Consider the following 26,028-nt stretch of genomic DNA (forward strand, 5'->3'; position numbering starts at 1 on the left):
CCTCACGGCGTTTTGCCTTGCAAAAACGCCGACCTCCCCGAAAATCATCAACCAAAGCGGCAGTTGTTTCGAAGAAACAATGAGAGAGTGTTAGGTTTGCTTAGGGCGTCTGCGCATGGCTTTGCCGGAGACAAAAAGAGATTTCTGGCCTCCGGCGGGGATATTTTCAAGAAAGTGGTGAGAGGATGACCATTCGCTGGTGGTGGGGTTGCATCGCCCGGAACGAGTGTCAGCCGCCGCTCAGCCGGTCGACAACGCCTTGCAGGAATGTTGCTGGGCCGATTCCGACGATGAACCCAGCAACGGTTCCGAGGATGTACGGCAGACGCGCGAGCGCCTTTGGGCGTTGCAGCGCAGCGCCGTGCAAGTTGTAGCCAAACCGGATCATGGTAAGGGACACGAACACCACGATTGCCGCCATAACGGCGTTTTCATATCGGGCGAGCGTCGGGGAGTTATCGAGATAAGCCTGAATCCCGTTCATGTTTTCAATAACCTTCCATGTCGCAAAGAGCACGACAAACCCCTTGAGGAAGGAAAAGATCTTGGGGCCGTTCCCGGCCGCTTGGACAGGCCGCGCCTGCGGGCGTCTGGCAGTCACTTGATTAGAAGACCTACCCGTTCCCGGCTTTTTTTTGATACGTTGAATCCGGTCAGCGAAACTGCTGTTCGACATTGTTGCCCCCGCAATAGATGTAGGAGGGATAAATCGCCTGTAACTGTGGTCGTTTCGCGGCGCAATTTCGAAGATTATTGGGTTCCGGCTGCGTCGCCTATTCACTCAGCGCCGCGAGCACCCTTGCCCAGCTTCTGATGCCTTTGTGAAAGCTCTCGACGTTATATTTTTCATTGGGCGAGTGGATCGCGTCGTCGTCCTGGGCGAAGCCGATCAGCATCGCGTCCATGTCGAGGATTTCCTTGAAATAGCCCGCGATGGGGATGGAGCCGCCCATGCCGACGAACACGGCCTCTCGGTTCCATTCGTCGGTGAGGGCGCGGCGGGCGGCGTCGAAATCGGGGCGGTCGATGTTCATCACGGCGGCGGGGGCGCCCTCAAGCGACTGGTTCCATGTCACTCGGGCGTCCGGGGACAACTGGGCGTCGACATGCGCGCGGATTTTGTCGCGGAGCGCGTTCGGGTCCATATCGCCGACGAGGCGGCAGGTCAGTTTGCAGTGTGCCTCTGCCGGGATGACGGTTTTTGATCCCGCGCCCTGATAGCCGCCCCAGATGCCGTTGATTTCAAGGGTTGGGCGGGCCCATTGCTGTTCGAGGGTGGAATAGCCCTTTTCGCCATGGGGTTGGCTGTAGCCAACACTGTTGAGATAAGTCTTTTCGTCAAAGCCGCAGGATTCCCATTGGCGTTTCAGGTCGTCCGGGACTTCGTGCACGCCGTCGTAGAAGCCATCGACCGCGACGCGCCCGTCTTCGTCATGAAACGATGCGATGATGCGGGAGATTTCGCGGAGCGGATTGAGCCCCGGCCCGCCGTAGTGGCCGGAATGCAGGTCGATGCGCGGCCCGTGAATGGTGAATTCATCCTTCAACATCCCGCGCAGCTGCGACGCGATGGAGGGCACGCCGGGCGCGACCATCGAGGTATCGCAGATCAGGGCGACATCGCTGGTGAGTTCTTCGGCGTTTTCTTCCATGAAAGGGATGAGGGAAGGAGAGCCGGATTCTTCTTCGCCCTCAAAGAAGAACGTGAGGCGGGCGGGGAGGGTGCCGTTGACGGCCTTCCATGCGCGGCAGGCCTCGACAAAGGTCATCAGCTGCCCCTTGTCGTCAGAGGCGCCGCGGCCCCGGATCACTTTGCCGTTCGGAGTGTCTTCGATCTGCGGCTCAAACGGCGGGGTGTTCCAAAGGTCGAGCGGATCGACCGGCTGCACGTCGTAATGGCCGTAGAACAGCAGGCTGGGGCCGCTGTCGCCGCCATGTGCGACCACCATCGGATGGCCGGGGGTCGGGCGTTTTGAGGCATCCAGCCCGATTGATTTCAGGTCGGACACCAGCCAATCGGCGGCGGCGTCGCAGTCTTCCTTATAGGCCGGGTCGGTTGAGATTGAGCGAATCCGCAAAAGCTCCTGCAACCGGTTGAGCGCGCTGTCGAGGTCTTGGTCAATACGGGAAAGGACTGCGTCGAGGCTCATGCCGGGAACTCCTGCTCTGGTTGTTTCGGGGCCACAGTATCAAGGCGCGCGGGCATGTCCAGACAAGCACTGGAAGCTATCGGAATATCCCGTTAGTCTTCCGAAAATTCTGGAGGAACAGATGCGAAAATCTATGGTCGTGGCGGTGGTCTGTCTGGTGGGTCTGATGGCACAAGCTGCGGGTGCGCAAGTGGTGAATGAATCGACGGCACGAAGTGCGCTGTTTGCGCCGCGCGGGCTGGATGTGCGCTTTGTGAATACGGAGCGGTTGTCGGAAAACGATCGCGCCCTGCTGCCCGCGCTTGAGCGTGAGATGGAGCGGTCAGATCAGGTGTTTTACTACGGCGCGACGGCGCTTGCGCCGGACGAGGGGTTCATGTCGAACACCAACCAGATCGCCGCGAACCACCATTCGCTTGCGGCGGCTGAGGCGGCGGCGCTGGCCGCGTGCAATGCGGCGCGGCAATCCTCGACCCCGTGTGTTGTGGTCGGGCATATCATACCGCGAAAATATGAGCCGGGCCGCGCGATTCAGTTGGGGCAGGCGGCGACCGCCGATTTCCGCCGTAACTATCGCCGCGGGCGTGGGCCGAAAGCCTTTGCGATTTCGCCTTCGACCGGCCAATGGGGAATCGGCAAGGGCGATGGCGCTGCCGAGGCGGCCCTTTCCGCCTGCACAAATCAGCGCGGCCAAGGGGGCGCGACAGATTGTAACATTATTATCAACGACTAGGACTCGCGTCCGCCAGCCGTTTTCCGCTAGAATGGAACCGAAGCGGGGGGACGGACCTCGGTGAAGCGACCTGGTGGCCCCGGCCACCATGCCACATCCAGGAGAATACGCCGTGGACTATGCCGGCAGACTAGATCGCGCGATTGAGCGTTTGCACGAAGAAGGCCGCTATCGGACCTTCATCGATATCGAACGTCAGCGCGGTGCTTTCCCCCATGCGGTCTGGAAACGCCCCGATGGGATTGAACAGCCAGTCACGGTCTGGTGCGGCAACGATTATCTGGGCATGGGGCAGCATCCCAAGGTTCTGGCCGCGATGCATGAGGCGTTGGACGCGGCAGGGGCCGGGTCTGGTGGCACGCGCAACATCTCTGGCACGACGGTTTATCACAAAGAGCTTGAGGCGGAGCTTGCGAACCTTCACGGCAAAGAGGCCGCGCTGGTCTTTACCTCGGCCTATATCGCCAATGACGCGACGCTTTCGACCCTGCCTAAGCTGTTTCCCGGTCTGATTATCCTGTCGGATGAACTGAACCACGCCTCGATGATCCAAGGGGTGCGCAACGGCCGGGCTGAAAAACACATCTTCCGCCACAACGATGTCGCGCATTTGCGAGAGATTCTCGAAGGGTTGGACCCGGCGGCGCCGAAGGTGATTGCGTTTGAATCGATCTATTCGATGGACGGGGATTTTGCTCCGATTGAAGAAATCCTTGATCTTGCTGATGAATTTGACGCGCTGAGCTATATTGATGAGGTCCACGCGGTCGGTATGTATGGCCCGCGCGGGGCGGGGGTCGCCGAACGTGACCGCCTGATGCACCGGATCGACATTATCAACGGCACGCTGGCCAAGGCCTACGGGGTCATGGGCGGCTATATCGCGGCATCTGCGCGGATGGTGGATGCGATCCGCTCCTACGCGCCGGGGTTCATCTTTACGACGTCGTTGCCGCCCGCAATCGCAGCGGGGGCTGTCGCCTCTGTCAAGCATTTGAAGGCGGATGGGCAGCTGCGCGAACAGCAACAGACGCAGGCGACGATCCTGAAAACCCGCCTGAAGGGGCTGGGTCTGCCGATTATTGACCACGGCAGCCATATCGTTCCGGTCCATGTCGGTAATCCGGTGAAATGCAAGATGATCTCTGACAAGCTGTTGGAAGATCACGGAATTTATGTGCAGCCGATCAACTTCCCGACAGTGCCGCGCGGGACAGAACGGCTGCGCTTTACCCCGTCGCCGGTGCATGGCCCGGAGGAGATGGACAGGCTGGTTCACGCGATGGACGACCTTTGGTCACAATGTGCGCTAAATCGTGCTGAACTATCTGCGTGATGGGGGCTAAGGTGCCGAATCATTTGCACTATGTTATAGTTCTCTTAATAAGCTGACGGACCATCGTTGGTGACAGAGGGACATTACGAGTGTTCAAAAAAGGGGCAGGGCAATGATCGGGCGCAATCCACCGTCCGCTATTGATGAATCGCCAGAGCTGAGAAGCTTTGACGATTATGACCTGCGTCTGGGTGATCTCATGCGCGGTGAACGCGCGACTCTCGGCAAATCCCTTCTTGATGTCCAGCGAGAGTTGAAGATCAAAGCGACCTATATCGCTGCGATCGAAAACTGCGACCCCACGGCGTTCGAAACCCCCGGTTTTATTGCTGGTTACGTCCGGTCTTATGCGCGCTATCTGCACATGGACCCGGAATGGGCTTTTTCGACATTCTGCGCGGAAAGCAATTTTGAAACGTCACACGGCATGTCCTCCGGGGCATCCTCGAACAAGGGCAAGCGCACGATTGTCGCGAAGGGCGATCCGCTAGCCGACCCGAACCCGGCCTTCCTGCCGCGCGGCGAGGCGATGTTCAGCCAGATCGAACCCGGCGCGGTTGGATCGGTGGCGGTGCTGCTGGCCCTGATCGGTGTGATTGGCTTTGGCGGATGGACCGTTCTACAAGAGGTGCAGCGCGTGCAGTTTGCACCGGTCGATCAGGCCCCCGGCGTCACGACAAGCCTTGATCCGCTGGACGGCGCGCGTATTGCGGCGACGACTACGACGGATGATGTAGCAATTCCAAACCCGAACGCTGAGGCGCTTGATCGCCTCTATCGACCGCAGGCGCTGGACGTGCCGGTGCTGGTCGCGCGGGATGGCCCGATTTCCGCAGTCGATCCGTCGTCCTTCGGCGCATTGGCCGCCCTTCAGCGCGAACCCGAAACGGTTGAACGGCAAGAGAGTCAGCCATTATTCGAAAACGAACCGGAACGGGCGATTCAGGTTGTTGCCAACGACGCGCCGGATCTTGTTCTGGTCGCGGTCCGCCCGGCATGGGTGCGGGTGCGCGGCGCCGGTGGCACGGTGCTATTGGAAAAAGTGCTGGATGCGGGCGAAGAATATGTTTTGCCGCAAACCGAAGAACCACCCACCTTGCGGGTCGGTGAATCGGGCGCGGTCTATTTCGCGGTGAACGGTGAACATTTCGGCCCGGCTGGCCCGGATGGGGTTGTGACCAAGGATATCGTGCTGTCGGCGGATTCGCTGAAAGACGCCTACACGCTTGCCGATATGACGCAGGATCGGGATTTGGCCCGCATGGTTGCCGATGCGCAGGCGGTGACGATCGAGCAGCCCGCGACAGACGCCCCGGCGACGGAATAACCGGCTGACCCGTTGCCCCCGGGCACGCGATCTCTTATCTAATCGATAACCCAACTGTCCTGCCCGAAAGGCGGAGGCTTCATGTCGCTGAATTCCGTGCGCCCATGGCGCAACATATATCGTCGCAAATCCCGTCAGATCCACGTCGGCCCCGTAGCCATCGGCGGCGACGCCCCGATTGCGGTGCAGACGATGACGAATACCGATACCTCAGACGCCGCCGCGACGATCAAGCAGGTTTCGGCCTGTGCCGAGGCGGGGGCGGATATCGTGCGGGTGTCGGTGCCGGATGTCGCATCCTCGACCGCGCTGAAAGAGATTTGCGCCGAAAGCCCGGTGCCGATCGTGGCGGACATCCATTTCCACTACAAACGCGCGATTGAGGCGGCAGAGGCGGGCGCAGCCTGCCTGCGGATCAATCCCGGTAATATCGGTGATGAAACGCGGGTGAAGGAAGTGATCCGCGCCGCGAAAGATCACGGCTGTTCCATCCGCATCGGCGTGAACGCCGGATCGCTCGAACGCCATCTGCTTGAGAAATACGCCGAACCATGCCCCGAAGCGATGGTGGAAAGCGGGCTTGAGCATATCAAGATATTGGAAGACAACGATTTTCACGAATTCAAGATTTCCGTGAAGGCGTCCGATGTATTCCTGTCCGCCGCCGCCTATCAAGCACTGGCCGAGGCGACGGATGCGCCGATCCACCTCGGGATCACCGAAGCGGGCGGGCTTGTTTCCGGCACGATCAAATCCGCGATTGGGCTTGGCAACCTGCTGTGGATGGGGATTGGCGACACAATCCGCGTCAGCCTGTCCGCCGATCCGGTGGAAGAGGTGAAGGTCGGCTTTGAAATCCTGAAATCGCTGGGTCTGCGCCATCGCGGCGTCAATATTATCAGCTGCCCAAGCTGTGCGCGGCAGGGATTTGACGTGATCAAAACGGTCGAAACCCTCGAAAAACGGCTGGAGCATATCAAAACTCCGATGAGCCTTTCGATCATCGGCTGTGTGGTGAATGGCCCCGGTGAGGCGCTGATGACCGATGTCGGGTTTACCGGCGGCGGGGCAGGGTCCGGCATGGTTTATCTGGCCGGAAAGCAAAGCCACAAGCTGTCGAACGAACAGATGGTCGATCACATTGTCGAACAGGTTGAAAAGCGCGCGGCTGAGATTGACGCCGCCGAACCTGAGCAGACCGCAGCCGAATAAGCCCGCTTAGCCTTCGCGCGCGCCTTCGACGATTTCCTGCATCCCTTCAAGCGGCAGATAGCCGCGCAGCATTTGACCCGCCAGCACAAAGGTCGGCGTGCCGGAAATCTGTAGCCGCTGCGCAAGTTCGCGCGTTGCTTGAATTTCGGCGGCAACCTCGGGGCCCGACATCCGGTCGAAGATCGCGTCGGCATCAAGGTTGTTGTCAATCGCCAGCCGCTCAAGCGCGTCGCGGCTGATGTCGCCCCGGAAGGCAATCAGGGCGTCGCTGACGGCTTTGTAGGCATCGCCTCCGGCAAGCTGTTTTACGGCAACAGCGAATTGCGAAGACAGGACAGATTGTTCACCTAGGATCGGGAATTCCTTCACGATCAGACGGATATTCCCGTCAGAGGACAAAAGCTCCGCCACTTCGGGATGCGCCCGGCGGCAATAGCCGCAGCGGTAGTCGATGAATTCGACAATGGTGATGTCACCGTCCGGGTTGCCGCCGACATAGGAAAACCCGTCGTCGTACAGCGCGTCGGCGTTGACCTCGACCAGTGTTTCGTCAGTCGCGGCCTGCGCGTCGGCCTGACGCTGTTCCAGCACGTCGACAGCTTCCATAATGATCTCGGGGTTTTCCAGCAGGTAGGTGCGGATTTCGGCGCGGAATGCTTCACGCTCCGCATCGGTCATATCGCTAAGATCGAATGCGGCGGCAGGGGTAGTCAGAAAAATGGCCGCTGCGGCGGCGGTCAGGGTCGGGCGAAGCATTGCATCATCTCCGTTGATTGGCGGCGGCTTGGGCCGCTAGTAACACATCCTGTGCGCGGGTCCAGCCGGGATTGCCGCGCGGCAGCAGACCGCTTGCGCGGGTCGCGTGAACTTCGGCGTCCTCCATCCGGCCCAGAAGCGCATAGCGTTCGGCAGTGGCAAGCGAGGCCATGCCGTTATTGCCGTTCTTGGCGTAAGCAACGGCCAAGACGCGTAGCATCCTGGGCTGCTGCGGATCGCGGGCGCGGGCGCGCTCAAGCACCTGAAGCGCGCGGCGGTTCCCGTCGGCGGTGTCGAGGGCAAGAAGGGCGCGACCATACCCGGCGAGGATCAAGGGTTGGTTCGGTGACAGGTTGACGGCCTGTGCATAGGCATTAACGGCGGCCCCGAACTGTCTGGATTCAAATAAGATTTGCCCACGAAGTTCGTGCGCGTAGGGGTCATTCGGGCGGGCGCCGACAAGTGCGTTGACGGTCTGCACCGCCTTGGCCGCGTCGGGCATCCGGTGATAGGCAACGGCCCTTTGCATCAGCACAAGGCTCGACGCGTCCGCGCGGCGCAGTCGGCGCAGGGTGCGCTGGGGGTTGCCGATGAACGCCTCCAGCTTGCCGCGCGCCCGTTGGAACCAGTATTCAGTCCCCTCATCGGGTGCCCGTTGCGGCGCATAGGCGGCGGCGTAGCCCCGTGCCGCCCGCAGCCGGTCACGCGACAGAGGATGGGTCCGCGCGTAGGGGTCTTGGCGCGAGGTCGACAGCGCCTCTTGCCCGCGGAAGATTTCAAGAACTTCGACCATTGCCTGCGGATCGACGCCAGCTTGCGACATGAACCGCGCGCCGGACTGATCGGCGGAGTTCTCCTCGCTTCTTGTATGGGAAAACAGCACTCGCTGGGAGGAACCGATTGAACCCGCCAGCACACCCGCCGCCGCGCGGCTGTTCCCGGTGGCGGCGACCGCCGCGGATAGCAGCGCCCCCAGCCCGGCAGCAGTTCTCGCGCTGCGCATGTTGGCAAAGCGCCGGGTGATGTGACCGTTCGCGATATGTGCGGCTTCGTGTGCGATCACCGCCTGAAGCATCGCCGCGTTGTCCATCCGCCGGATCAGGCCGGAGTTGATGAAGATATGCCGGGTATCAACGATAAAGGCATTCAGATCATCGTCCTTCAGCACGAGGATTTGCACGCGGTCGGGCGACAATCCGGCCGCGTTCAGGATCGGACGGGCGAGTTCGCGCAGGCTGTATTCAATCTCCGCATCGCGGATCAAGGTTTGTGCCCGCAGCACCGTTGTCGCGCATAGCGAAACGGCAAACGCCACTGCCGCGATCAGTGAGATGCGTGATTTACCTGCCATTGACCTTCCGCCCCGCTGCTGGAACAACCCAAACACGCGCGAGTGTAGGGAGGGATCAATGCGAAGTTCAAGCCGGGGTTTGGTTGATCCCTTCATTGTGATGGACGTGATGGAGGCCGCCCGCGCCGCAGAGGCCGCCGGGCGCCACATCATCCACATGGAGGTCGGCCAGCCCGGAACACCCGCACCGCGGGGCGCGCGCGATGCGCTGGCGGGCGCGATGTCGGAAGATGCGCTTGGCTACACCGTTGCCCTGGGGCTGCCCGCGCTGCGAAGCCGCATCGCGCAGCTTTACCTTGATTGGTATGGCGTGACGGTAGATCCGGGGCGGATCATTGTGACGCCCGGATCGTCCGGCGCGTTCCTGCTGGCCTTCACGGCGCTGTTTGACGCGGGTGAACGCGTTGGGTTGGGGGAGCCGGGATATCCATCCTACCGCCAAATCCTAAAGGCGTTGGACCTGTTGCCGGTCGGCATCCAAACCTCGGCCAAGAACCGCCTGCAACCGGTGCCGTCGGACATTGAGGCGCTGGACCTTGCCGGGTTGATCGTTGCATCACCTGCGAATCCGTCTGGCACGATGCTCGACAAGGCCGCGCTTGGTGCGCTGATCTCAAGCTGTCAGGCGCGGGGGACGGCGTTTGTCTCGGACGAGATTTACCACGGCATCCAATATGAGGGCCGCGCAGTTTCGGCGCTGGAAATCAGCGACGACGTTTATGTCGTCAACTCGTTTTCCAAGTATTTCTCTATGACCGGTTGGCGCGTCGGCTGGATGGTCGTGCCAGAGGATCACGTGCGCACTGTCGAACGGCTCACCCAGAACATGTTCATCTGCGCCCCCCACGCGGCACAGGTCGCCGCCCTTGCCGCGATGGAGTGTGAGGCGGAGCTGTCGGCGAACATGGCGGTTTACACCGAAAATCGCCGTTTGATGCTGTCAGAACTGCCGAAAGCCGGGTTTGACAAGATCGCCCCACCGGACGGCGCGTTCTACGTCTACGCGGATGTGTCCGACTATACCGATGACAGCCGCGCCTTTGCGGCGGAGATTCTTGACCACGCTGGGGTTGCGGTTACGCCGGGGCTTGATTTCGACCCGGCGCGCGGGGCCACGACGCTGCGGTTTTCCTATGCGCGGGCGACGGCGGACATCAAAGAAGGGCTGGCCCGGTTGCAGTCTTTCACGGCATCCCGTGGGGCGTGACTTGGGCGGGCGACGCGCCTATAGTGCGCGCCAAATGGCCATGACCAAGAGCCTGAGATGAGCAGCCTTCTGATACGTTTCCTTTGCACGATTGTGCTTTCCTTCTGCATGTTTGCGTCTGCTGTGGCGCAAGACCTGACTGCGCTTGCCCGTCTCGACGGCACGAAAAGTGGCGCGCGGGAAGAGGGTGACGCGGTTCGTGTGGAATTGGCATTGACCCAAGCGGTGCCCTATCGCGTGTTCACGCTGGATGAACCGCAGCGTGTCGTGCTCGATTTTCGCGAAGTGGACTGGCAGGGATTGCAGGCCGATGCGTTCGCGGTCCCCGGCATTGCCGAAGTGAACGCGGGTGCGTTCCGCCCCGGTTGGTCACGGCTTGTCCTGATGCTCGACGCGCCGATGAGCGTGGAAGAGGCCGGGATGCAGACCGACCCGGCGGAAGGGTCGGCGCTGGTGTCACTGACGTTGCACCCGACCACGGCAGAGCAGTTTGCGGCAATGGCGGGCGCACCGGATTCGGCCCTGCTGTCGCTGCCGGACATTGCCGAGACCGCCGCCCCGATCCAGCGGCAGGCGGGGGATCGACCACTTATCGTTGTGCTTGACCCCGGCCACGGCGGCATCGACCCCGGCGCGGAACATGGCGAGCTTTATGAGGCGCAACTGATGCTCGACTTCGCGCGGGAACTGAAAGAGGCGTTGATCCGCACCGGTCAGTTTGAGGTCGTTCTGACCCGCGAAGAGGATATCTTTGTGCCGCTGGAAACTCGCGTATCGATTGCGCGGGCGGCGCGGGCCGATGTGTTCCTGTCGCTTCATGCTGACGCGTTGTCAGAGGGGCAGGCGACCGGTGCGACGGTTTATACCCTTTCCGATACCGCGTCTGACCGAGCCTCAGCCTTGCTGGCGGAACGGCATGACCGGGCTGATTTGCTTGCGGGTGTCGATCTGTCGGACCAAGACGACGAAATCGCGGTGACCCTCATGGAGCTTGCGCGGCTCGACACCAGCCCGCGCAGCGCCCGGCTTGCCGATACGTTGGTTGAGGGCATCCGCGAGTCCGGCGCGCGCCTTTACAAACGCCCGCGCCTGACCGCTGGGTTTTCGGTGCTGAAAGCCCCCGACATCCCGTCGGTTCTGATCGAACTTGGGTTTTTATCCAGTCCGCGCGACCTTGAAGATCTGCTATCGGACGAATGGCGCGACAAGGTTGCGGCGGGCATCGTGTCGGCATTGCAGGACTGGGCTGCCGCCGACGCGGCAGAAGCGCGGTTGATCCGGCAATAGCGCGGCGGGCCTGAAATACAGCCACAGCGGGCGCGAAAAACAACGAAACTACGATAGGTTACGCCGCGCCCGACAGTATGTCCGATCTTCCGCGACGTTGCAGCAAGAATTGGCTGATCTTTTTTGACCCTCGGCAACGCTGAGCCTATATAATGCACACGCAAGCGTGGGAGCGACTCTCTTGATCCGGTTCATTTTGTCCTTCATCGGGGCTATTTTCAGCCTGTTGACGATCGGCGCCATCATTACGGTGCTGGGAATCGGGGCTGTCTTTTGGATGTATGGGCGCGATCTGCCCAACCATGAACAGCTATCGCAATACACGCCGCCAACCATCAGCCGGATTTATTCAGGCGAGGGACGGATCATCGACGAATTCGCGCAGGAACGTCGTCTGTTTGCCGAAAGCGAAGAAATCCCCGACCTTGTGAAACACGCGTTTATCTCGGCGGAGGACAAGAATTTCTACACCCATCGCGGCTATGACCCGATGGGTATGGTCGCGGCAGCAATTGACGCGGCGCAGGGCGCGCGGTTGCGCGGGGCGTCGACGATCACCCAGCAGGTGATGAAGAACTTCCTGCTTGGCGGCGAACGGTCGGTGGAACGCAAGATCAAGGAATTGATCCTCGCCTCTCGCATCGAAGACACGCTGAGCAAGGACCAAATTCTTGAGCTTTACCTGAACGAGATTTTCTTGGGGCAAAACAGTTTTGGTGTCGCTGCGGCGGCGCAGACCTATTTCAACAAAACGCTGGGCGAGCTTGAACCGCATGAGGCTGCGTATCTCGCTGCGCTGCCGAAAGCGCCGTCAAGTTATCACCCGGTTCGCGCTGTGGACCGCGCCATAGACCGACGCAACTTCGTGCTGCGCGAGATGGAGGAGAACGGCTACCTTTCCGAAGAGGAATATCAATCCGCCCGCGAAGAGCCACTGTTGACCGTCCAAAACGGCGACTACCCGGCATTCCGCAATTCACTTCCGCCGCGTGATTACTTCACCGACGAAATCCGCCGCCAGCTTAGCCGCGATTTTGGTGAGGGGGAGTTCTTCACCGCAGGCTACACAGTCCGCGCGACGGTCGACCCGGAACTGCAACCTGTCGCGGCGACCTCGCTGCAACGTGCGCTTGAGGATTACGACCGCGGGCAGGGTGTCTGGCGTGGCACGGGCAAAACCATTTCGGAAGAGTCACTTGGGGATGAGGTCAGTTGGCGCGCCGCGCTAGCCGCCGTGAAGGTCGCCCGTGATGTCGAGGGCTGGTATCCCGCCGTGGTGCTGGAAATCGGCGAAACTCACGCGCGGATCGGGATTGAGGGTGTCGAGGAAGACGAAGACGGCCATTGGATTCCGCCAGAGGATGTGAAATGGGCGCGCAAACGGCTTGAAGATGGCGGGCTGTCCAACCGTGCCAGCCGGGCCGGTGATCTGGTCGAAGTCGGCGATGTCGTCCACGTGCGGGCGATGACGAAAGACGATGACGGGTCATTCATCCGCTGGACGTTGCGGCAGGTGCCCGAAGTGCAGGGCGGCTTTGTCGCGATGGACGTGAACACGGGCCGCGTAATTTCGATGCAGGGTGGGTTCTCTTACCAGCATTCGGTCTTTAACCGCGCCACCCAAGCCGCGCGGCAGCCGGGGTCGTCGTTCAAGCCGTTCGTCTATGCCGCCGCGCTCGACAGCGGGTTCACTCCGGCAACCATCGTCGTTGATGCCCCGATTGAAGTTGAAACCGGCGCCGGGATTTGGCGGCCGCAAAACGCCTCGCGCCAATTCTACGGGCCGACACCGCTGCGCACCGGGATCGAACGGTCGCGGAACCTGATGACTGTGCGGCTGGCGCAGGAAATCGGCATGGATACCGTTGCGTCCTATGCCGAGCATTTCGGCGTCTATGATCGGATGGGCCAGTTCCTCGCCAACTCCCTCGGGTCCGAAGAAACCACGCTTTACAAAATGGTCGCCGCCTACGCGATGTTCGCGAATGGCGGCGAGCGGATCGAACCCTCGCTGGTGGACCGGGTGCAGGACCGCTGGGGCGAAACGATCTATCGCCACGATCAACGGACCTGCACGGATTGCGACGAAGATGCGTTGCCTTCTGGGCTTGGGCCGCGCATCACGTCAGACCGCGAGAGGGTGATTGACGCGATCACCGCCTATCAGCTGACGTCGATGCTGCGCGGTGTTGTGCAGCGCGGCACGGCCGCGGGCCGGGTCAATCTGAACGTGCCTGTCGCGGGCAAGACCGGGACGACGAACGACGCGAAAGACGTGTGGTTCATCGGCTTTACGTCGAACATCGTGGCGGGGTGCTATATCGGCTATGACCGCCCGCGTTCGCTGGGTAATGGGGTCTTTGGTGGCAATACCTGCGGCCCTGTCTTCAACCGCTTCATGCAGCAGGCGACAGCGAAATACGGTGGCGGAGAATTTGACGTGCCCCCCGGTGGCCGGTTCATCAAAATCGACCGTTTCAGCGGTGCCCGTCTGCCGGACGGCGCGGCTGGCGAATATGTCGTGGCCGAGTATTTCCGCGAGGGCGAAGAGCCCGTCTTTGGTATCGCTGGCATGATCGACGGTGGCTTTGCGATGGGGGCCAACCTGCCGCTGTTCGCGCCGGGCGAAGGCGACGATCTGGGACAGGGCCGGACGGTCACGACCTCTTCCGGCGGCACAGCGCGGGTCGGGCAACGCGCGACCTTCGGTTCTGTCAGTTCCGGCGGGCTTTACTAAGCTTGTCCAACCTCGCCTGCGTTGGTATCACGCGGGCCAGAGGACAGGAGAAACCCCCGCCATGCGCGCCGAAATACAGAACACCGTCGAGGCTATTGAAAAATCCCTCGCGCTTCTAAAGCAGCGGATGGATTGGGAAACGGCTGAACACCGTCTGGAAGAATTCAACGCACGCGTCGAAGACCCCGACCTTTGGAATGATCCCGCCAAGGCGCAAAAGCTGATGCGTGACCGTCAGATGCTGGTGGACGCCATCGAAACCTGCCAGACCATCACGCGCGATCTGTCGGACAATGTCGAACTGATCGAACTGGGCGAGATGGAGGAAGATGCCGAGGTCGTCGCGGACGCCGAGGCGGCGCTGAAGAAGCTCGCCAAGCTCGCCGCTGAGAAGGAGCTTGAGGCGCTTCTTGACGGAGAAGCGGACGGCAATGACACGTTCCTTGAAATCAACTCTGGCGCCGGGGGAACGGAAAGTTGCGACTGGGCGTCAATGCTCGCTCGGATGTATGTCCGCTGGGCCGAAAAGCGCGGCTATTCGGTCGAATTGCAATCCGAAAGCGCGGGGGAAGAGGCGGGGATCAAATCCGCGACCTACAAGATCAGCGGTGCGAACGCCTATGGCTGGCTGAAGTCCGAATCCGGTGTGCATCGCCTTGTTCGCATTTCGCCCTATGACAGTTCGGCGCGGCGGCACACGTCGTTTTCGTCTGTCTGGGTTTATCCCGTGGTGGACGATAATATCGAGATTGAGGTGAACCCGGCCGACATCCGCATCGATACCTACCGGTCGTCGGGGGCCGGGGGGCAGCACGTCAACACTACGGACTCTGCCGTTCGGATCACCCACATCCCAACGAATATCGTCGTCACAAGCTCTGAGAAATCCCAGCACCAGAACCGTGACATCGCGATGAAGGCGCTGAAATCCCGGCTTTATCAGATGGAACTGGAAAAACGCACGGCCAGTATTCAGGAAGCGCATGAGGCGAAAGGCGATGCGGGCTGGGGTAACCAGATCCGGTCTTACGTGCTTCAGCCTTACCAGATGGTCAAAGACCTGCGCACGAACTACGAAACTTCGGACACACAGGGCGTTTTGGACGGCGACCTTGATGCGTTGATGGCGGCGACGCTTGCGATGGATGTCTCCGGCAAATCGCGGGCAGAGGCGCAGGCGGAGGATTAAGCCGCCCGATTGTTTGGAAACTGCTGTTCCAAAACCCTTTTCTCGTGCCAAAACCCGGCTATGATCTGGGTTGAGGGAGGCACGACCATGACAGACACCCAACACCCCGGACCATCCGAAATCCCCGAGATGCGCCCGCTGAGCGTGGGTGTCATCGGTCACGCGCTGCGGATGGGGATGCGGGATTTTCTGTCCGCGCCGCAATACGGGTTCTTTTTTGCCGGGGTCTATGTGCTGGCTGGCTGGCTGATGGGATGGGTGACGGTCCAGACGGGGCAGACCTATTGGCTGGTGCTTGCCGCGTTCGGCTTCCCGCTGTTGGGGCCGTTTGCTGCTGTCGGGCTATACGAGGTCAGCCGCCGGCTTGAACAACGCGAACCTCTGTCGTGGAACGCTGTGCTGGGCGTCGTTTATCGCCAGAAGGACCGGCAAGTTCCGTCGATCTGCGCGATTATCGTGCTGATCTTTCTGTTCTGGTTTTTCATCGCTCACATGATCTTTGCGCTGTTCATGGGGCTGAGTGTGATGACCAACATCTCAAGCTCTTATGAGGTGTTTTTCACCACCAACGGGCTGAGCATGATCGGGCTTGGCTCGCTCGTCGGGGCGGCGCTGGCGTTTCTGATCTTTGCGATTACCGTAACGGGGCTGCCGCTGCTGTTGGATCTTGAAGTTGATTTCGTCACGGCCATGCTGACCAGCATCCGCTCTGTTACCGAAAATCTTGTCGTGATGCTGGTCTGGGCGGCTGTCATCGCGGTGCTGCTGTTCATCGGGATGCTACCTGCGTTTCTGGGGTTGCTTGTCGTGCTGCCGATCCTTGGGCACGCGACCTGGCACCTATACCGCGCGGTTTTCGCCGCTGATCATCACACATAAAAAAGGCGCGGTGCCGTCTGGCCCGCGCCTTTTTCGGTCCCCTCGGGGGACGTTATGACTTGTGGCCGCCTTGTTCCACTTTCGCGACTGGCTTGCCGCCGGGGCCGTTCAGCGGATCATCCTGACGTTGAACCGACCCTTCGAAGTGGGCACCGGATTCAATCGCGATGGTCTTGTGGACGATGTCGCCCTCGACCCGCGCGGTCGATGTCAGGCGCACTTTCAGGCCGCGCACACGACCAACCACGCGGCCATTGACGACCACGTCATCCGCCATCACTTCGCCTTTGACGGTCGCGCCTTCGCCGACTGTCAGAAGGTGGGCGCGAATGTCGCCTTCGACCTGACCTTCGATCTGGATGTCACCAGATGTCTTGAGGTTGCCCTTCACATGAAGGTCGGACGAAAGGGTCGACGCAGGCGGTTTTGCCTTGGGCGGGGAAGGGGCTGCATCTGCTGCAGGCTTCGGCGCAGGCTTTTCTGCCGCTTTCGGTTTTTCGTCTTCACCGTCCTGGTTCGGACCGGGTTCGTTGATTCGGCTTTTAGAAAACATCTCTTGCTGCCCTGATATAAGTCATGGGATTCGTTGGCTTGCCGTTGACGCGGATCTCATAGTGAAGATGGGTTCCGGTAGAACGGCCAGAGTTTCCCATAGCACCAATCTGATCCCCACGCGAGACCCTTTGACCAACTTCAACCGTAATGCGCGACATATGGGCATATCGGGTTTCGATTCCAAACTCGTGCCGGATCTTCACAAGGCGGCCATAACCGGACTGCCAGCCAGCGTGAATGACGACTCCATCACCGGTTGTGCGGATCGGTGTGCCATATGCGCCGGCAAAGTCGGTGCCGTTGTGCATCCGACCCCAGCGCGGACCAAAGCCAGAAGTGTAGCGGAACGCCGACTTGATCGGGATATCGAAGGGCAGTTTTTGCGCGGCGATCCGGTAAAGGTTTACGCGGTCCATTTCGGACAGGATCGCGTTGGCGCGCAGGCTGTCGGGGTCAGCAGGCTCCCCGCGTGTCGAAAATGACAGTGGCGTCAGCGGGCCGCCCTGACCGGAATAGCCTTGGCGAATGGTCTCAATGATCTGATCGGGCGGCAGACCTGCGTTGCGGAACATCTGATCAAGCGGGGAGAGGGAGACCGCGACCGCCTCTTCCAACTGCTCAAAGATGCGGTCGTTGCGTTCAGCCTCAAGACGCGCGTCGAGGATCAGGTCGTCGATCATCGTCTGCGCTTCGGCGGCGGTGCCTGCGATTTCATCCCGTTGGCCCGCAGTGCTTTCCAGCGCGGCGGTCAGGAAGTCGAGCGTGTTTTCAATGTCTTTCACCCGACCGGCTTCGGTGCGGGTTGAACCGGTCGAATCCTCAAGCTCTGCCATATAGGTTTCGACCTGCGCGCGCGCTGCGTCCCGTTCGGCGATCGTGTTGCGCAGCGTGGATTGGATCACGTCGATGCCGGTCTCAAGCTCCCGCCGGCGATCCTCGGACGCGAGCAGCGCCGATTGCATCGCGGAAACCTCAGCCAGCGCGACGTTGAAGCGATCCTGCGCGGCAGCGGCTTCTTCGGCACGGCGGTCGCGTTCGGTGGACAGCGCATTCAGACGGGTTTCGTAAGCGGCTTGTTCGCGGCGGGCCTGTTCGCGCACGCTGCCAGAGCCAATGAAATCCATCAACAGAACGGCAGTGGCGATGATCGTCCAAGCCACAAAGGTCGTGCCGCCAAGGACGGCGGTCAGCTGTGCGGTAGGGGAAAGACGGATAAAGCGGGTTTCGGTGTCTGATCTGAGGAAGACCCGGCGTTCCGGGAACTGTTTTTCAACGACTGCGTTGAATTTCTGTGCAATGCCCGTCTTCAAACCGATTGTCCCCCAGCGACCCTTTATCAAAGCAATGCCGCGATCAGCGTTCGACCGCGGCTTGTTTGGTTTGTGTTAGCGGTCGAGGCCCCTCGTCGCAAGAATTTTCATGTATTCTGATAGGTTAAGGAGGGTGTGACCCCCTAAAACCGGCGAAATACCGCCGATAAACCGGGCGATTTCGCCTAGGGTGCGTCCCGTCCTGCGGGATTGCCAACGGCGAGCGGCCAGTAGAAATCGGGCGGCAACCCGGCCTCGGCCCGCTTTTCTTCGTTGAAAGGCGGCTTTAGCGGCCCATGGAAATAGCGCCGAACAAGGTCGTGAAACACCGTCTTCGGGTCGAGGTCATGTCGCCCGCAAAGAAAGTGAAACCACTTCGACCCATACGCGACATGCGCCACCTCTTCGGCATAGATCGTTTCAAGCGCGGCGACCGCCTGGTCGTCTTTCGCTTTGCGGAAAATGTCGATCATGCCGGGCGTCACGTCCAGTCCGCGGGCCTCTAGCACCATCGGAACCACTGCGAGCCGCCCCATGAAATCATCCGCGGTATCCTCTGCCGCGCGCCACATCCCGGCATGGGCGGGCATCGCGCCGTATTGACTGCCAGATGCTTCAAGACAGTCGCACATCAGATTGAAATGTTTTGATTCTTCATCGGCTGCTTTCACCCAGTCATCGTAATATCCATCCGGCATTTTCACGTCGGAAAACCGCGCGATGATGTCCCAGTGCAAGTCAACCGCGTTCAGTTCGATATGCGCAACCGCGTGCAGCAGGGCGTTGCGCCCCTCGGGCGTGCCCGGGCGGCGGCGCGGCACGTCGCGCGGGCTGAGAAGTTCGGGTGCATCGGGCCGCGCAGGGAAATCTGGGGGCAGAGCGTTCCCGACCTCCGGCATGTCGCCCTCCGCCCGCGCCGCGAACCACGTCGCAGCGTGCGCACGAGACACCCGCGCTTTTTCGCGGCCATCTGCGGTGGACAGAACCTCAACCGCCATATCGGAAAGGGTCAGCGTCATGCGTTGCGCACCGCCTCCAACACCTCTTCAACGTGGCCGGGTACTTTCACTTTCGGCCAAATGCGTTCGATGTTTCCGTCGGGGCCGATCAGAACGGTGGTTCGTTCGATGCCCCAGAAGGTCTTGCCGTACATCTTCTTTTCTTTCCAGACGCCATAGTCTTCGCACGTCGTTCCGTCAGTGTCAGATACTAGCGGCACGGTCAGGCCGTGCTTGTCACGAAACTTGTCGTGTTTTTTAACCGGGTCTTTGGAAATGCCGATAACCTCCGCCCCGGCGGATTTGAACGCGTCCAGATGCGCGGAAAAGCTGATGGATTCCGTCGTGCAGCCCGGCGTGTCGTCTTTCGGATAGAAGAACAGAACAACGCGGGACGGGCGCAGTGCTGACAGTGTGATCGTGCCTTCGCCGTCGCGGGGAAGGGTAAAGTCGGGCGCGGGTTGTCCGGTTTCAATCATCGGGCGAGCCTTTTTCGCTAAATTTCGGGTTCAGTTTTCGGCGGTTACAGGCGAAGATGCGATGCAGCGCCCTGATCCGCAAGGCGGCACCGAAACCTCCGCGCCGGATCGGCGGCCAAACACCGGGGCAAGATGAGCGACGAGACCAAGAAACGCAAGCGACGCAAGGGCTTTGGCCTTTGGATGCTGCTGAGCGTTGCGTTGATCCTGCTCGTCGGCCTGATCGCGGGCGTCGCGCTGTCCGGCAAACAGATCGAAGCGCCGGAATGGGTGCGCGACCGGATCGAACGCACGCTGGGCGACTCGCTCGCCGGTGGGCAGGTCGCGGTCGGGTCGATCAAGCTTGAAATCGCGCCGGACTGGTCGCCGGTGGTTGAATTGAACGATGTCGCGTTTTCGGACGCAACCAATCTGCCGCTGGCAAAGTTTGAAACGCTGAAGGTCACGCTCGCCGCGCGCCCGATCTTGCGCGGGGAGGTGCTGCCCGTTGCGATGCGGATCAACGGCGGGTCGGTCGCGCTGCGGCGGGAACCGGACGGGCGGTTTGACCTTGCGCTCGATACGACCGGGGCAGGGGGCGGGTCCGCCGGATCGCTTGCCGAAGTGCTCGACAGCATCGACACCCTGTTTGAAACGCCCCAGCTTGCGTCGATCCAGTCCATCCGCGCTGAGGGTGTGACGTTTCAGTATGAAGATGTCCGGTCCGCCCGCTTCTGGGCCGCGACCGGCGGTGCGTTGGAGCTTGAGCAAACAGCGGAACGATTGGAACTCCGGCTAGGCTTCCAATTGCTTTATGGTCAGGAGACACCTGCGCAGGCGGCATTTTCCTTCACCTCGTTCAAGGGGTCGCCGCGTGCCACGCTGTCGGTCAACGTGCGGGATTTGCCCGCCGCCGACTTTTCAAGCCAAGCGCCCGCGCTTGCGTGGCTGTCGGTGCTGCGCGCGCCAGTATCGGGCGCGGTTCGGGCGGATATAGACGACGAAGGTCAGCTTGCGGACATGAACGGCACGCTGGAAATCGGTGCGGGTGCAGTCCAGCCGACCGAACAGACCCGCCCAATCGGATTCAACAGTGGGCGTGCTTATTTCGCCTACGACCCGACAGAGGAGCGGGTGACGTTCAACGAACTGTCCGTGTCCACCGACTCCGGCACTCTCAGGGCGGACGGTAAAGCCTACCTGCGCGATGTGGCGAATGGCTGGCCCTCGGCGCTGATTGGGCAGTTTCGCTTTACGCAGATCTTGACCAACCCCGGCGGCGTGCTGGACGATGCGGTTGCCTTTGACGGTGGGGCGCTTGATTTGCAGTTGGAACTTGATCCGTTCTCGCTTCACCTCGGGCAGCTTGTGTTGTTTGACGGCGAAACCAACATGCGCTTGTCGGGCGATGTCCTTGCGGCGGATGAAGGCTGGGCCGTCGCGCTGAACCTTGCGCTTGATTCAATCTCTCCGGCCCGCCTGAAAAGCTTCTGGCCCGCGACGCTTATCCCCAAAACGCGAGAGTGGATCGTCACGAATGTCACGGGCGGCGTTTTCCAGCAGGTCAGCGGCGCGGTCCGCCTAGCCCCGAAATCGGAACCTGTCGTATCGCTTGGCTTCGCGTTTGACGGGGCGACCGTGCGCTACATGAAAACCATGCCGCCGATCACGAACGGCGCCGGCTATGCGACGGTTGATGATGAAAGCTTCGCGCTGAACGTCGAACGCGGCATTGTGACGGCCCCGTCGGGCGGCAATGTTGATGTGTCCGATACGGTGGTGCAGGTGCCGAACGTCCGGCTGAAGCCCGCGCCGATGAAGGTCGGGCTGCGGGTTCGGGGGCCAGTGCCGTCTGTGCTTTCGTTGCTGGATGAACCGCCGTTTGAATTTCTGACCAAAGCCGGGCAGCCGACGGACCTTGCGTCGGGCACCGCGGATGTCACCGCGGATATCACCTTTCCGCTGCTGGCGCGGATCGACCTGCCTGACATTTCCTATGACGTGGCGGGCACGGTTCGCAATGTGCAATCCGATACGTTGGTTGAAGGCAAACTCCTTCGCGCTGACAGCCTTGATGTTCGTGCGACGCCGGACGGGCTGAGTATTTCCGGCGCGGGGCAGCTTGGTGCAGTCCCGTTTCGGGGCGCGTGGCGGCAGGAATTCGGGCCGGAGGCGCGCGGGAAATCCCGTGTCGAGGGCACAGTTGAACTGTCGCAGACCTTCGTTGATGAATTCAGTCTAGGTCTGCCGGAAGGGTCGGTTTCGGGTCAAGCGCAAGGGCAGATCGCGCTTGATTTCGAACGCGGCGCTGCGCCGAAGTTTGAACTGACCTCGGACTTGCAGGGGCTTGGGATGCGGCTTGCCGATCTGGGCTGGTCAAAACCTGCGGGATCGACCGGAACACTTGATGTTAGCGGCACGATTGGGCGGCCGCCGCAGGTGGATCAACTGACGATCGTCGCCGCCGGGTTGAACGCGTCGGGCGCGGTGACGTTGAACGAGGATGGAACGCTCAATCAGGCGCGGTTTTCGCGGGTGCAGGTCGGGCGCTGGCTCGACGCGCCGGTGGTGCTTTCGGGGCGCGGTGGCACCGCGGCGCCTGCCGTTTCAGTCGAAGGCGGGCGGATCGACATTCGCCAGACCCGGTTTGGCCGGGCAGGCGGGTCGGGGCGGGGCGGCCCCATATCGTTGGCCCTCGATCAGCTGATCGTGTCTGAGGGGATCACCCTGACGGGCCTGCGTGGCAACTTCAGCAAGCAACCGACGTTCAGCGGCAACTTCACCGCCAGAGTGAACGGAGAGGTTCCGGTCGCTGGCACTCTCGCGCCACAGCAAGGCGGCACCGCGATCCGCATCCGCAGCGATGACGCGGGCGGGGTCATGCGCTCTGCCGGGATTATCGACAAGGCGTATGGTGGCGCGCTCGACCTGATCCTGATCCCCCGGCAGGAGGAGGGGAGCTATAGCGGCCGCCTGAACGCTGGCCCGGTTCGCGTTCGGGGCGCCCCGGCGCTTGCCGACCTTCTGGGCGCGATCAGTGTGATCGGATTGCTTGAACAGCTCGACGGGCAGGGGATCGTGTTCAACAACGTCGAGGCCGATTTCCGCTTGACGCCGCGCCAGGCAATCATCACGAGAAGCAGCGCGGTCGGTGCGTCGCTTGGCGTGTCGATGGACGGGGTGTTCGACCTAGGGACGGAGCAGTTGAATATGCAGGGGGTGATTTCACCGATCTACCTTGTGAATGGGATCGGGGCGGCGCTGACCCGACGGGGTGAGGGGTTGTTCGGCTTTAACTTCCGCCTGCGCGGAACGTCGGACAATCCGCAAGTCAGCGTCAATCCGCTATCGATCCTGACGCCGGGCATGTTCCGGGAAATCTTCCGTCGTCCAGCGCCGCAAGTGCGAGAGTGAACAAAGGCAACTGAAGACGGCCATGAAACTATCCGATTTTGATTTTGATCTGCCCGACGATCTGATTGCGACCCGCCCCGTGCGCCCGCGCAGCGCCGCGCGTCTACTGGTGGCCGATGGCGATACAATCCGTGATCGGCATGTCGGCGACCTGCCGGATGAATTGCGCCCCGGCGACCGGTTGATCCTGAACGACACGAAGGTTATCCCCGCCCGCCTGTCCGGCACCCGCCGCCGAAGCGGGGACGCGGGCGAAACCGAAGCGCGGATCGAGACGACGCTGCTCGACCCCCAGCCGGATGGGGAGTGGAGCGCGCTGGTCAAGCCCCTGAAGAAAGTGCGTGACGGCGAAGTGATCCGGTTTTCCGAAGCTCTCTCCGCCACTGTGATGGGCCGGGGCGATGGCACCGCCCGCCTGAAGTTCAACCTGGTGGGGGACGCATTTGACGCGGCCTTGATTGATGCGGGCGCAATGCCGCTGCCGCCCTATATCGCTGCGAAGCGACCGGCGGATAACCGCGATAAGGAGGACTACCAAACCGTTTTCGCCCGTCACCTTGGTGCGGTCGCCGCACCGACTGCGTCGCTTCATTTCGATGAAGCCCTTCTGGCGCAGGTCGCGGAGCGCGGTGTTGACATCACACATGTCACGCTTCACGTCGGCGCCGGAACTTTCCTGCCGGTCAAAGTCGACGATGTGCGCGATCACAAGATGCACGCTGAGCGGGGGGAGATTACCGAGGCCGCGGCAAGCGCCATCAACGAAACCCGCGCGAAGGGTGGTCGGATTATCCCGGTCGGCACCACCGCCCTGCGCCTGATCGAATCCGCCGCATCGGAAACCGGAGAGATCGCTGCGTGGCAGGGCAGCACAGACATTTTCATCACCCCCGGTTATCGCTTCCGTATCGCGGATGCGCTGATGACGAATTTCCACCTGCCGAAATCGACCCTGATGATGCTGGTGTCGGCCCTGATGGGGTCGGAGCGTATACGCGACATCTATGCCCATGCGATTTCCGAACGCTATCGCTTCTTCTCTTACGGCGATGCGTCATTTCTTGTCCCGAAAGCCCAAACACGACCTTGAAGTGTCGCGCCAAGTCCTGTTAGGCGGCGAGGCGACCCCTATGGTCCCGCCACAAACGCACGAGGTGTGAGATGTTACAGGTGCTTCGAAGCTCTTGGGCGTTGCTGCTCGGGATGACATTGCTGATGGTCGGCAACGGGATGCAGGGCACGTTGCTTGGTATTCGCGGTGCGATCGAGGGCTTCTCGACATTTGAGATGTCGATCGTGATGTCGGGATACTTCCTCGGCTTCCTCGGCGGCTCGCGCCTTGCGCCGGAAATGATCCGGCGGGTCGGGCATGTGCGGGTGTTCGCGGCACTGGGGTCGTTCATATCGGCTGTTCTGATCCTTTACCCGGCCTTCACCGACCCGACCGCATGGACCATTGGACGCATCCTGATCGGGTTCTGCTTTTCAGGCGTCTATGTCACCGCTGAAAGCTGGCTGAACAACGCGGCGACCAATGAAACCCGCGGCAAGGCGCTGTCGCTTTACCTAATCGTGCAGATGATCGGGATCGTGTCGGCGCAGGCGCTGATGCTGGCGGGTGACCCTTCGGGCTTTATCCTGTTCATAATTCCGTCTGTGCTCGTCTCGATCTCCTTCGCGCCAATCCTTTTGTCGATCAGCCCGACGCCTGCGTTCGGTACCGCGAAGGCGATGACGCTGAAAGAGCTGTTCACGCGCTCTCCTCTTGGCTGTGTCGGGGTGTTCCTGCTTGGCGGGATCTTCGCGGCGCAATTCGGTATGTCGGCCGTCTTCGCCTCTAATATCGGGTTGTCGGTTGGCCAGATTTCGACCTTCGTTGCGGCGTTCTACATTGGCGCACTGCTGATGCAATATCCGATCGGCTGGCTGTCGGACCGCATGGATCGCCGCGTGCTGATCGGCTTTGTCTCGGCGGGGGTCGCCGCGGGCGCGCTGTTCGGCTTTGTCGCGGGCGGGTCGTTCGAAATGCTGCTGCTGTCGGCCTTTGTCGTCGGCGGTACGTCGAACCCGCTTTATGCGCTTATCATCGCGCACACGAACGATTTCCTCGAACATGAGGATATGGCCGCGGCCTCTGGCGGGCTGGTCTTCGTGAACGGCATGGGCGCAATCTTTGGCCCGATCATCACCGGTTGGGTGATGGGTGTCATCGGCCCGTTCGGCTTTTTCATCTACATGATCGTGCTGGCTACGATCCTTGCCGGATACGCCGCCTACCGCATGACGCAGCGTCCCACAGCCGGGGCCGATACAACCTCTTACGCGCCGATTCTTCAGTCGGCCACGACCGTTGCGATGGAGGCCGCGCAAGAAGTCTATATCGAGAATGAGTTGGAGGATGAAAGCAACACATTCGAACAGGCTGAAAATTGAGGTTGTCAAACCTTAAATGTTTTGTAACGCTTCCTATGTCTGGGGTGTGTTGATGCGAGGGAGGAGGGCCCGATGCAGAACCCAAGTGACGTTCTGGAGTACTGGCTAAGACAAGTCGGTCCAGAAAAATGGTATCAAGGTGGAGATGACCTTGATGCAGAAATCCGTGATAAATTCAAAGAGACATGGGAAGCCGCCAAAGACGGCAAGCTTTCTGAATGGATGATGAAGCCAGAAATGATCCTGGCCTATCTTATCCTTCTCGATCAATTTCCACGAAACATGTTCAGAGGCACAAGCAAGGCGTTTTCGACAGACCGTCAGGCGCGCTGTGCAGCGAAAAAGGCGATCGACAAGCGCTGGGATATGCGCGTGGCGGAGCCTGAGCGTCAGTTCTTCTATCTGCCGCTTATGCACTCTGAATGCCTGTGCGATCAGGAACGCTGTGTGCGCCTGATGCTGACCCGGATGCCGGAAAGTGGCGAAGAACAGCTTCTTCACGCCAAGGCACATCGCGAGGTCATTCGGCGCTTCGGTAGATTTCCCTACCGCAACGAGGCGCTGGACCGGTCGGTCACGGCACCAGAGGCGTCTTTCCTTGAGGCAGGCGGCTATGGCGCGGCAATGGAAGCCGTGCGGGTTTGATTCGTTAAGTTATTGAATTTATGATGGTTTGAGTGACGTCGGTTAGACGTT

22 protein-coding genes are annotated in these 26,028 nt (G+C 60.9%); 14 read left to right on the plus strand and 8 right to left on the minus strand.

From position 1 onward, the window contains the following. Positions 1 to 189: hypothetical protein (locus ACEWPJ_RS07005; protein ID WP_416511971.1), on the plus strand; the 189-nt coding region annotated here is incomplete at its 5' end. A gap of 40 nt (positions 190 to 229) precedes the next feature. Here ACEWPJ_RS07005 and ACEWPJ_RS07010 read toward each other — a convergent pair. Further along, a complete protein-coding gene (locus ACEWPJ_RS07010) occupies positions 230 to 601 on the minus strand; it encodes a hypothetical protein (RefSeq protein ID WP_416511973.1) in 372 nt (123 codons plus the stop codon). A 172-nt stretch (positions 602 to 773) separates the two neighbouring features. Next, entirely contained in the window at positions 774 to 2,150 is a 1,377-nt protein-coding gene (locus tag ACEWPJ_RS07015; protein ID WP_416511975.1) for a dipeptidase, read from the minus strand. Positions 2,151 to 2,271: 121 nt separating this feature from the next. On the opposite strand from ACEWPJ_RS07015, the gene ACEWPJ_RS07020 reads away from it, so the two are divergent. From ACEWPJ_RS07020 to ispG, 4 genes are all read left to right on the plus strand, one after another. Beyond that, positions 2,272 to 2,883: a 5-aminolevulic acid synthase gene (locus ACEWPJ_RS07020; RefSeq protein WP_416511976.1), complete on the plus strand. Its 612-nt coding sequence runs from the start codon at positions 2,272 to 2,274 to the stop codon at positions 2,881 to 2,883. Between the two features lie 112 nt (positions 2,884 to 2,995). Then, complete coding sequence (gene hemA, locus ACEWPJ_RS07025) at positions 2,996 to 4,219, plus strand: 5-aminolevulinate synthase (RefSeq protein ID WP_416511978.1); 1,224 nt, start codon at positions 2,996 to 2,998, stop codon at positions 4,217 to 4,219. Between the two features lie 112 nt (positions 4,220 to 4,331). After that, a complete protein-coding gene (locus tag ACEWPJ_RS07030; RefSeq protein ID WP_416511980.1) occupies positions 4,332 to 5,546 on the plus strand; it encodes a helix-turn-helix domain-containing protein in 1,215 nt (404 codons plus the stop codon). A gap of 81 nt (positions 5,547 to 5,627) precedes the next feature. Then, entirely contained in the window at positions 5,628 to 6,758 is a 1,131-nt protein-coding gene (gene ispG, locus ACEWPJ_RS07035) for a flavodoxin-dependent (E)-4-hydroxy-3-methylbut-2-enyl-diphosphate synthase (protein ID WP_416511982.1), read from the plus strand. 6 nt (positions 6,759 to 6,764) lie between these two features. On the opposite strand, the gene ACEWPJ_RS07040 is transcribed toward ispG, so the two are convergent. Both ACEWPJ_RS07040 and ACEWPJ_RS07045 read right to left on the minus strand, forming a co-directional pair. Next, positions 6,765 to 7,514 (minus strand): DsbA family protein, encoded by a 750-nt coding sequence (locus ACEWPJ_RS07040; RefSeq protein WP_416511984.1) that lies wholly within the window; start codon positions 7,512 to 7,514, stop codon positions 6,765 to 6,767. Positions 7,515 to 7,518: 4 nt separating this feature from the next. Next, entirely contained in the window at positions 7,519 to 8,865 is a 1,347-nt protein-coding gene (locus tag ACEWPJ_RS07045) for a M48 family metalloprotease (protein WP_416511986.1), read from the minus strand. Between the two features lie 58 nt (positions 8,866 to 8,923). Between ACEWPJ_RS07045 and ACEWPJ_RS07050 the strand changes: the two genes are divergently transcribed. The 5 genes from ACEWPJ_RS07050 (at position 8,924) to ACEWPJ_RS07070 (ending at position 16,164) form a co-directional block, all read left to right on the plus strand. Then, the gene (locus ACEWPJ_RS07050; RefSeq protein ID WP_416511988.1) at positions 8,924 to 10,072 is read left to right on the plus strand and encodes a pyridoxal phosphate-dependent aminotransferase; all 1,149 of its coding nucleotides are present in this window, start codon (positions 8,924 to 8,926) and stop codon (positions 10,070 to 10,072) included. A gap of 57 nt (positions 10,073 to 10,129) precedes the next feature. Further along, positions 10,130 to 11,359, plus strand: a complete 1,230-nt coding sequence (locus tag ACEWPJ_RS07055; RefSeq protein WP_416511990.1) for an N-acetylmuramoyl-L-alanine amidase — start codon at positions 10,130 to 10,132, stop codon at positions 11,357 to 11,359. A 181-nt stretch (positions 11,360 to 11,540) separates the two neighbouring features. Continuing rightward, positions 11,541 to 14,096 (plus strand): penicillin-binding protein 1A, encoded by a 2,556-nt coding sequence (locus tag ACEWPJ_RS07060; protein ID WP_416513017.1) that lies wholly within the window; start codon positions 11,541 to 11,543, stop codon positions 14,094 to 14,096. A 61-nt stretch (positions 14,097 to 14,157) separates the two neighbouring features. Beyond that, on the plus strand, positions 14,158 to 15,285 hold the full coding sequence (gene prfB / locus ACEWPJ_RS07065) for a peptide chain release factor 2 (protein ID WP_416511992.1): 1,128 nt from the start codon (positions 14,158 to 14,160) through the stop codon (positions 15,283 to 15,285). An 87-nt stretch (positions 15,286 to 15,372) separates the two neighbouring features. Beyond that, positions 15,373 to 16,164, plus strand: a complete 792-nt coding sequence (locus tag ACEWPJ_RS07070; RefSeq protein WP_416511994.1) for a DUF2189 domain-containing protein — start codon at positions 15,373 to 15,375, stop codon at positions 16,162 to 16,164. A gap of 52 nt (positions 16,165 to 16,216) precedes the next feature. On the opposite strand, the gene ACEWPJ_RS07075 is transcribed toward ACEWPJ_RS07070, so the two are convergent. From ACEWPJ_RS07075 to ACEWPJ_RS07090, 4 genes are all read right to left on the minus strand, one after another. Then, entirely contained in the window at positions 16,217 to 16,717 is a 501-nt protein-coding gene (locus ACEWPJ_RS07075) for a bactofilin family protein (protein ID WP_416511996.1), read from the minus strand. Then, the gene (locus ACEWPJ_RS07080; RefSeq protein ID WP_416511998.1) at positions 16,707 to 18,029 is read right to left on the minus strand and encodes a DUF5930 domain-containing protein; all 1,323 of its coding nucleotides are present in this window, start codon (positions 18,027 to 18,029) and stop codon (positions 16,707 to 16,709) included. Before ACEWPJ_RS07080 ends, ACEWPJ_RS07075 begins: the two co-directional genes overlap by 11 nt. Positions 18,030 to 18,214: 185 nt before the next feature. Next, positions 18,215 to 19,048, minus strand: coding sequence for a ferritin-like domain-containing protein (locus ACEWPJ_RS07085; protein WP_416512000.1), 834 nt, complete (start codon positions 19,046 to 19,048; stop codon positions 18,215 to 18,217). Further along, a complete protein-coding gene (locus ACEWPJ_RS07090; protein WP_416512002.1) occupies positions 19,045 to 19,506 on the minus strand; it encodes a peroxiredoxin in 462 nt (153 codons plus the stop codon). The genes ACEWPJ_RS07085 and ACEWPJ_RS07090 overlap by 4 nt, the downstream gene beginning before the upstream one ends. 132 nt (positions 19,507 to 19,638) lie before the next feature. On the opposite strand from ACEWPJ_RS07090, the gene ACEWPJ_RS07095 reads away from it, so the two are divergent. The 4 genes from ACEWPJ_RS07095 to ACEWPJ_RS07110 all read left to right on the plus strand — a co-directional run bounded on the left by ACEWPJ_RS07095 (position 19,639) and on the right by ACEWPJ_RS07110 (position 25,977). Further along, the gene (locus tag ACEWPJ_RS07095; RefSeq protein ID WP_416512004.1) at positions 19,639 to 22,899 is read left to right on the plus strand and encodes a DUF3971 domain-containing protein; all 3,261 of its coding nucleotides are present in this window, start codon (positions 19,639 to 19,641) and stop codon (positions 22,897 to 22,899) included. A gap of 22 nt (positions 22,900 to 22,921) precedes the next feature. Then, on the plus strand, positions 22,922 to 23,989 hold the full coding sequence (gene queA / locus ACEWPJ_RS07100; RefSeq protein WP_416512006.1) for a tRNA preQ1(34) S-adenosylmethionine ribosyltransferase-isomerase QueA: 1,068 nt from the start codon (positions 22,922 to 22,924) through the stop codon (positions 23,987 to 23,989). Positions 23,990 to 24,060: 71 nt separating this feature from the next. Further along, a complete protein-coding gene (locus ACEWPJ_RS07105) occupies positions 24,061 to 25,332 on the plus strand; it encodes an MFS transporter (protein ID WP_416512008.1) in 1,272 nt (423 codons plus the stop codon). Positions 25,333 to 25,404: 72 nt separating this feature from the next. Beyond that, complete coding sequence (locus ACEWPJ_RS07110) at positions 25,405 to 25,977, plus strand: DUF924 family protein (RefSeq protein ID WP_416512010.1); 573 nt, start codon at positions 25,405 to 25,407, stop codon at positions 25,975 to 25,977. The last annotated feature ends 51 nt before the right edge of the window (positions 25,978 to 26,028 follow it).

This window comes from Aliiroseovarius sp. YM-037 (genome assembly GCF_048060095.1).
Classification (GTDB): Bacteria; Pseudomonadota; Alphaproteobacteria; order Rhodobacterales; family Rhodobacteraceae; genus JBLUOA01.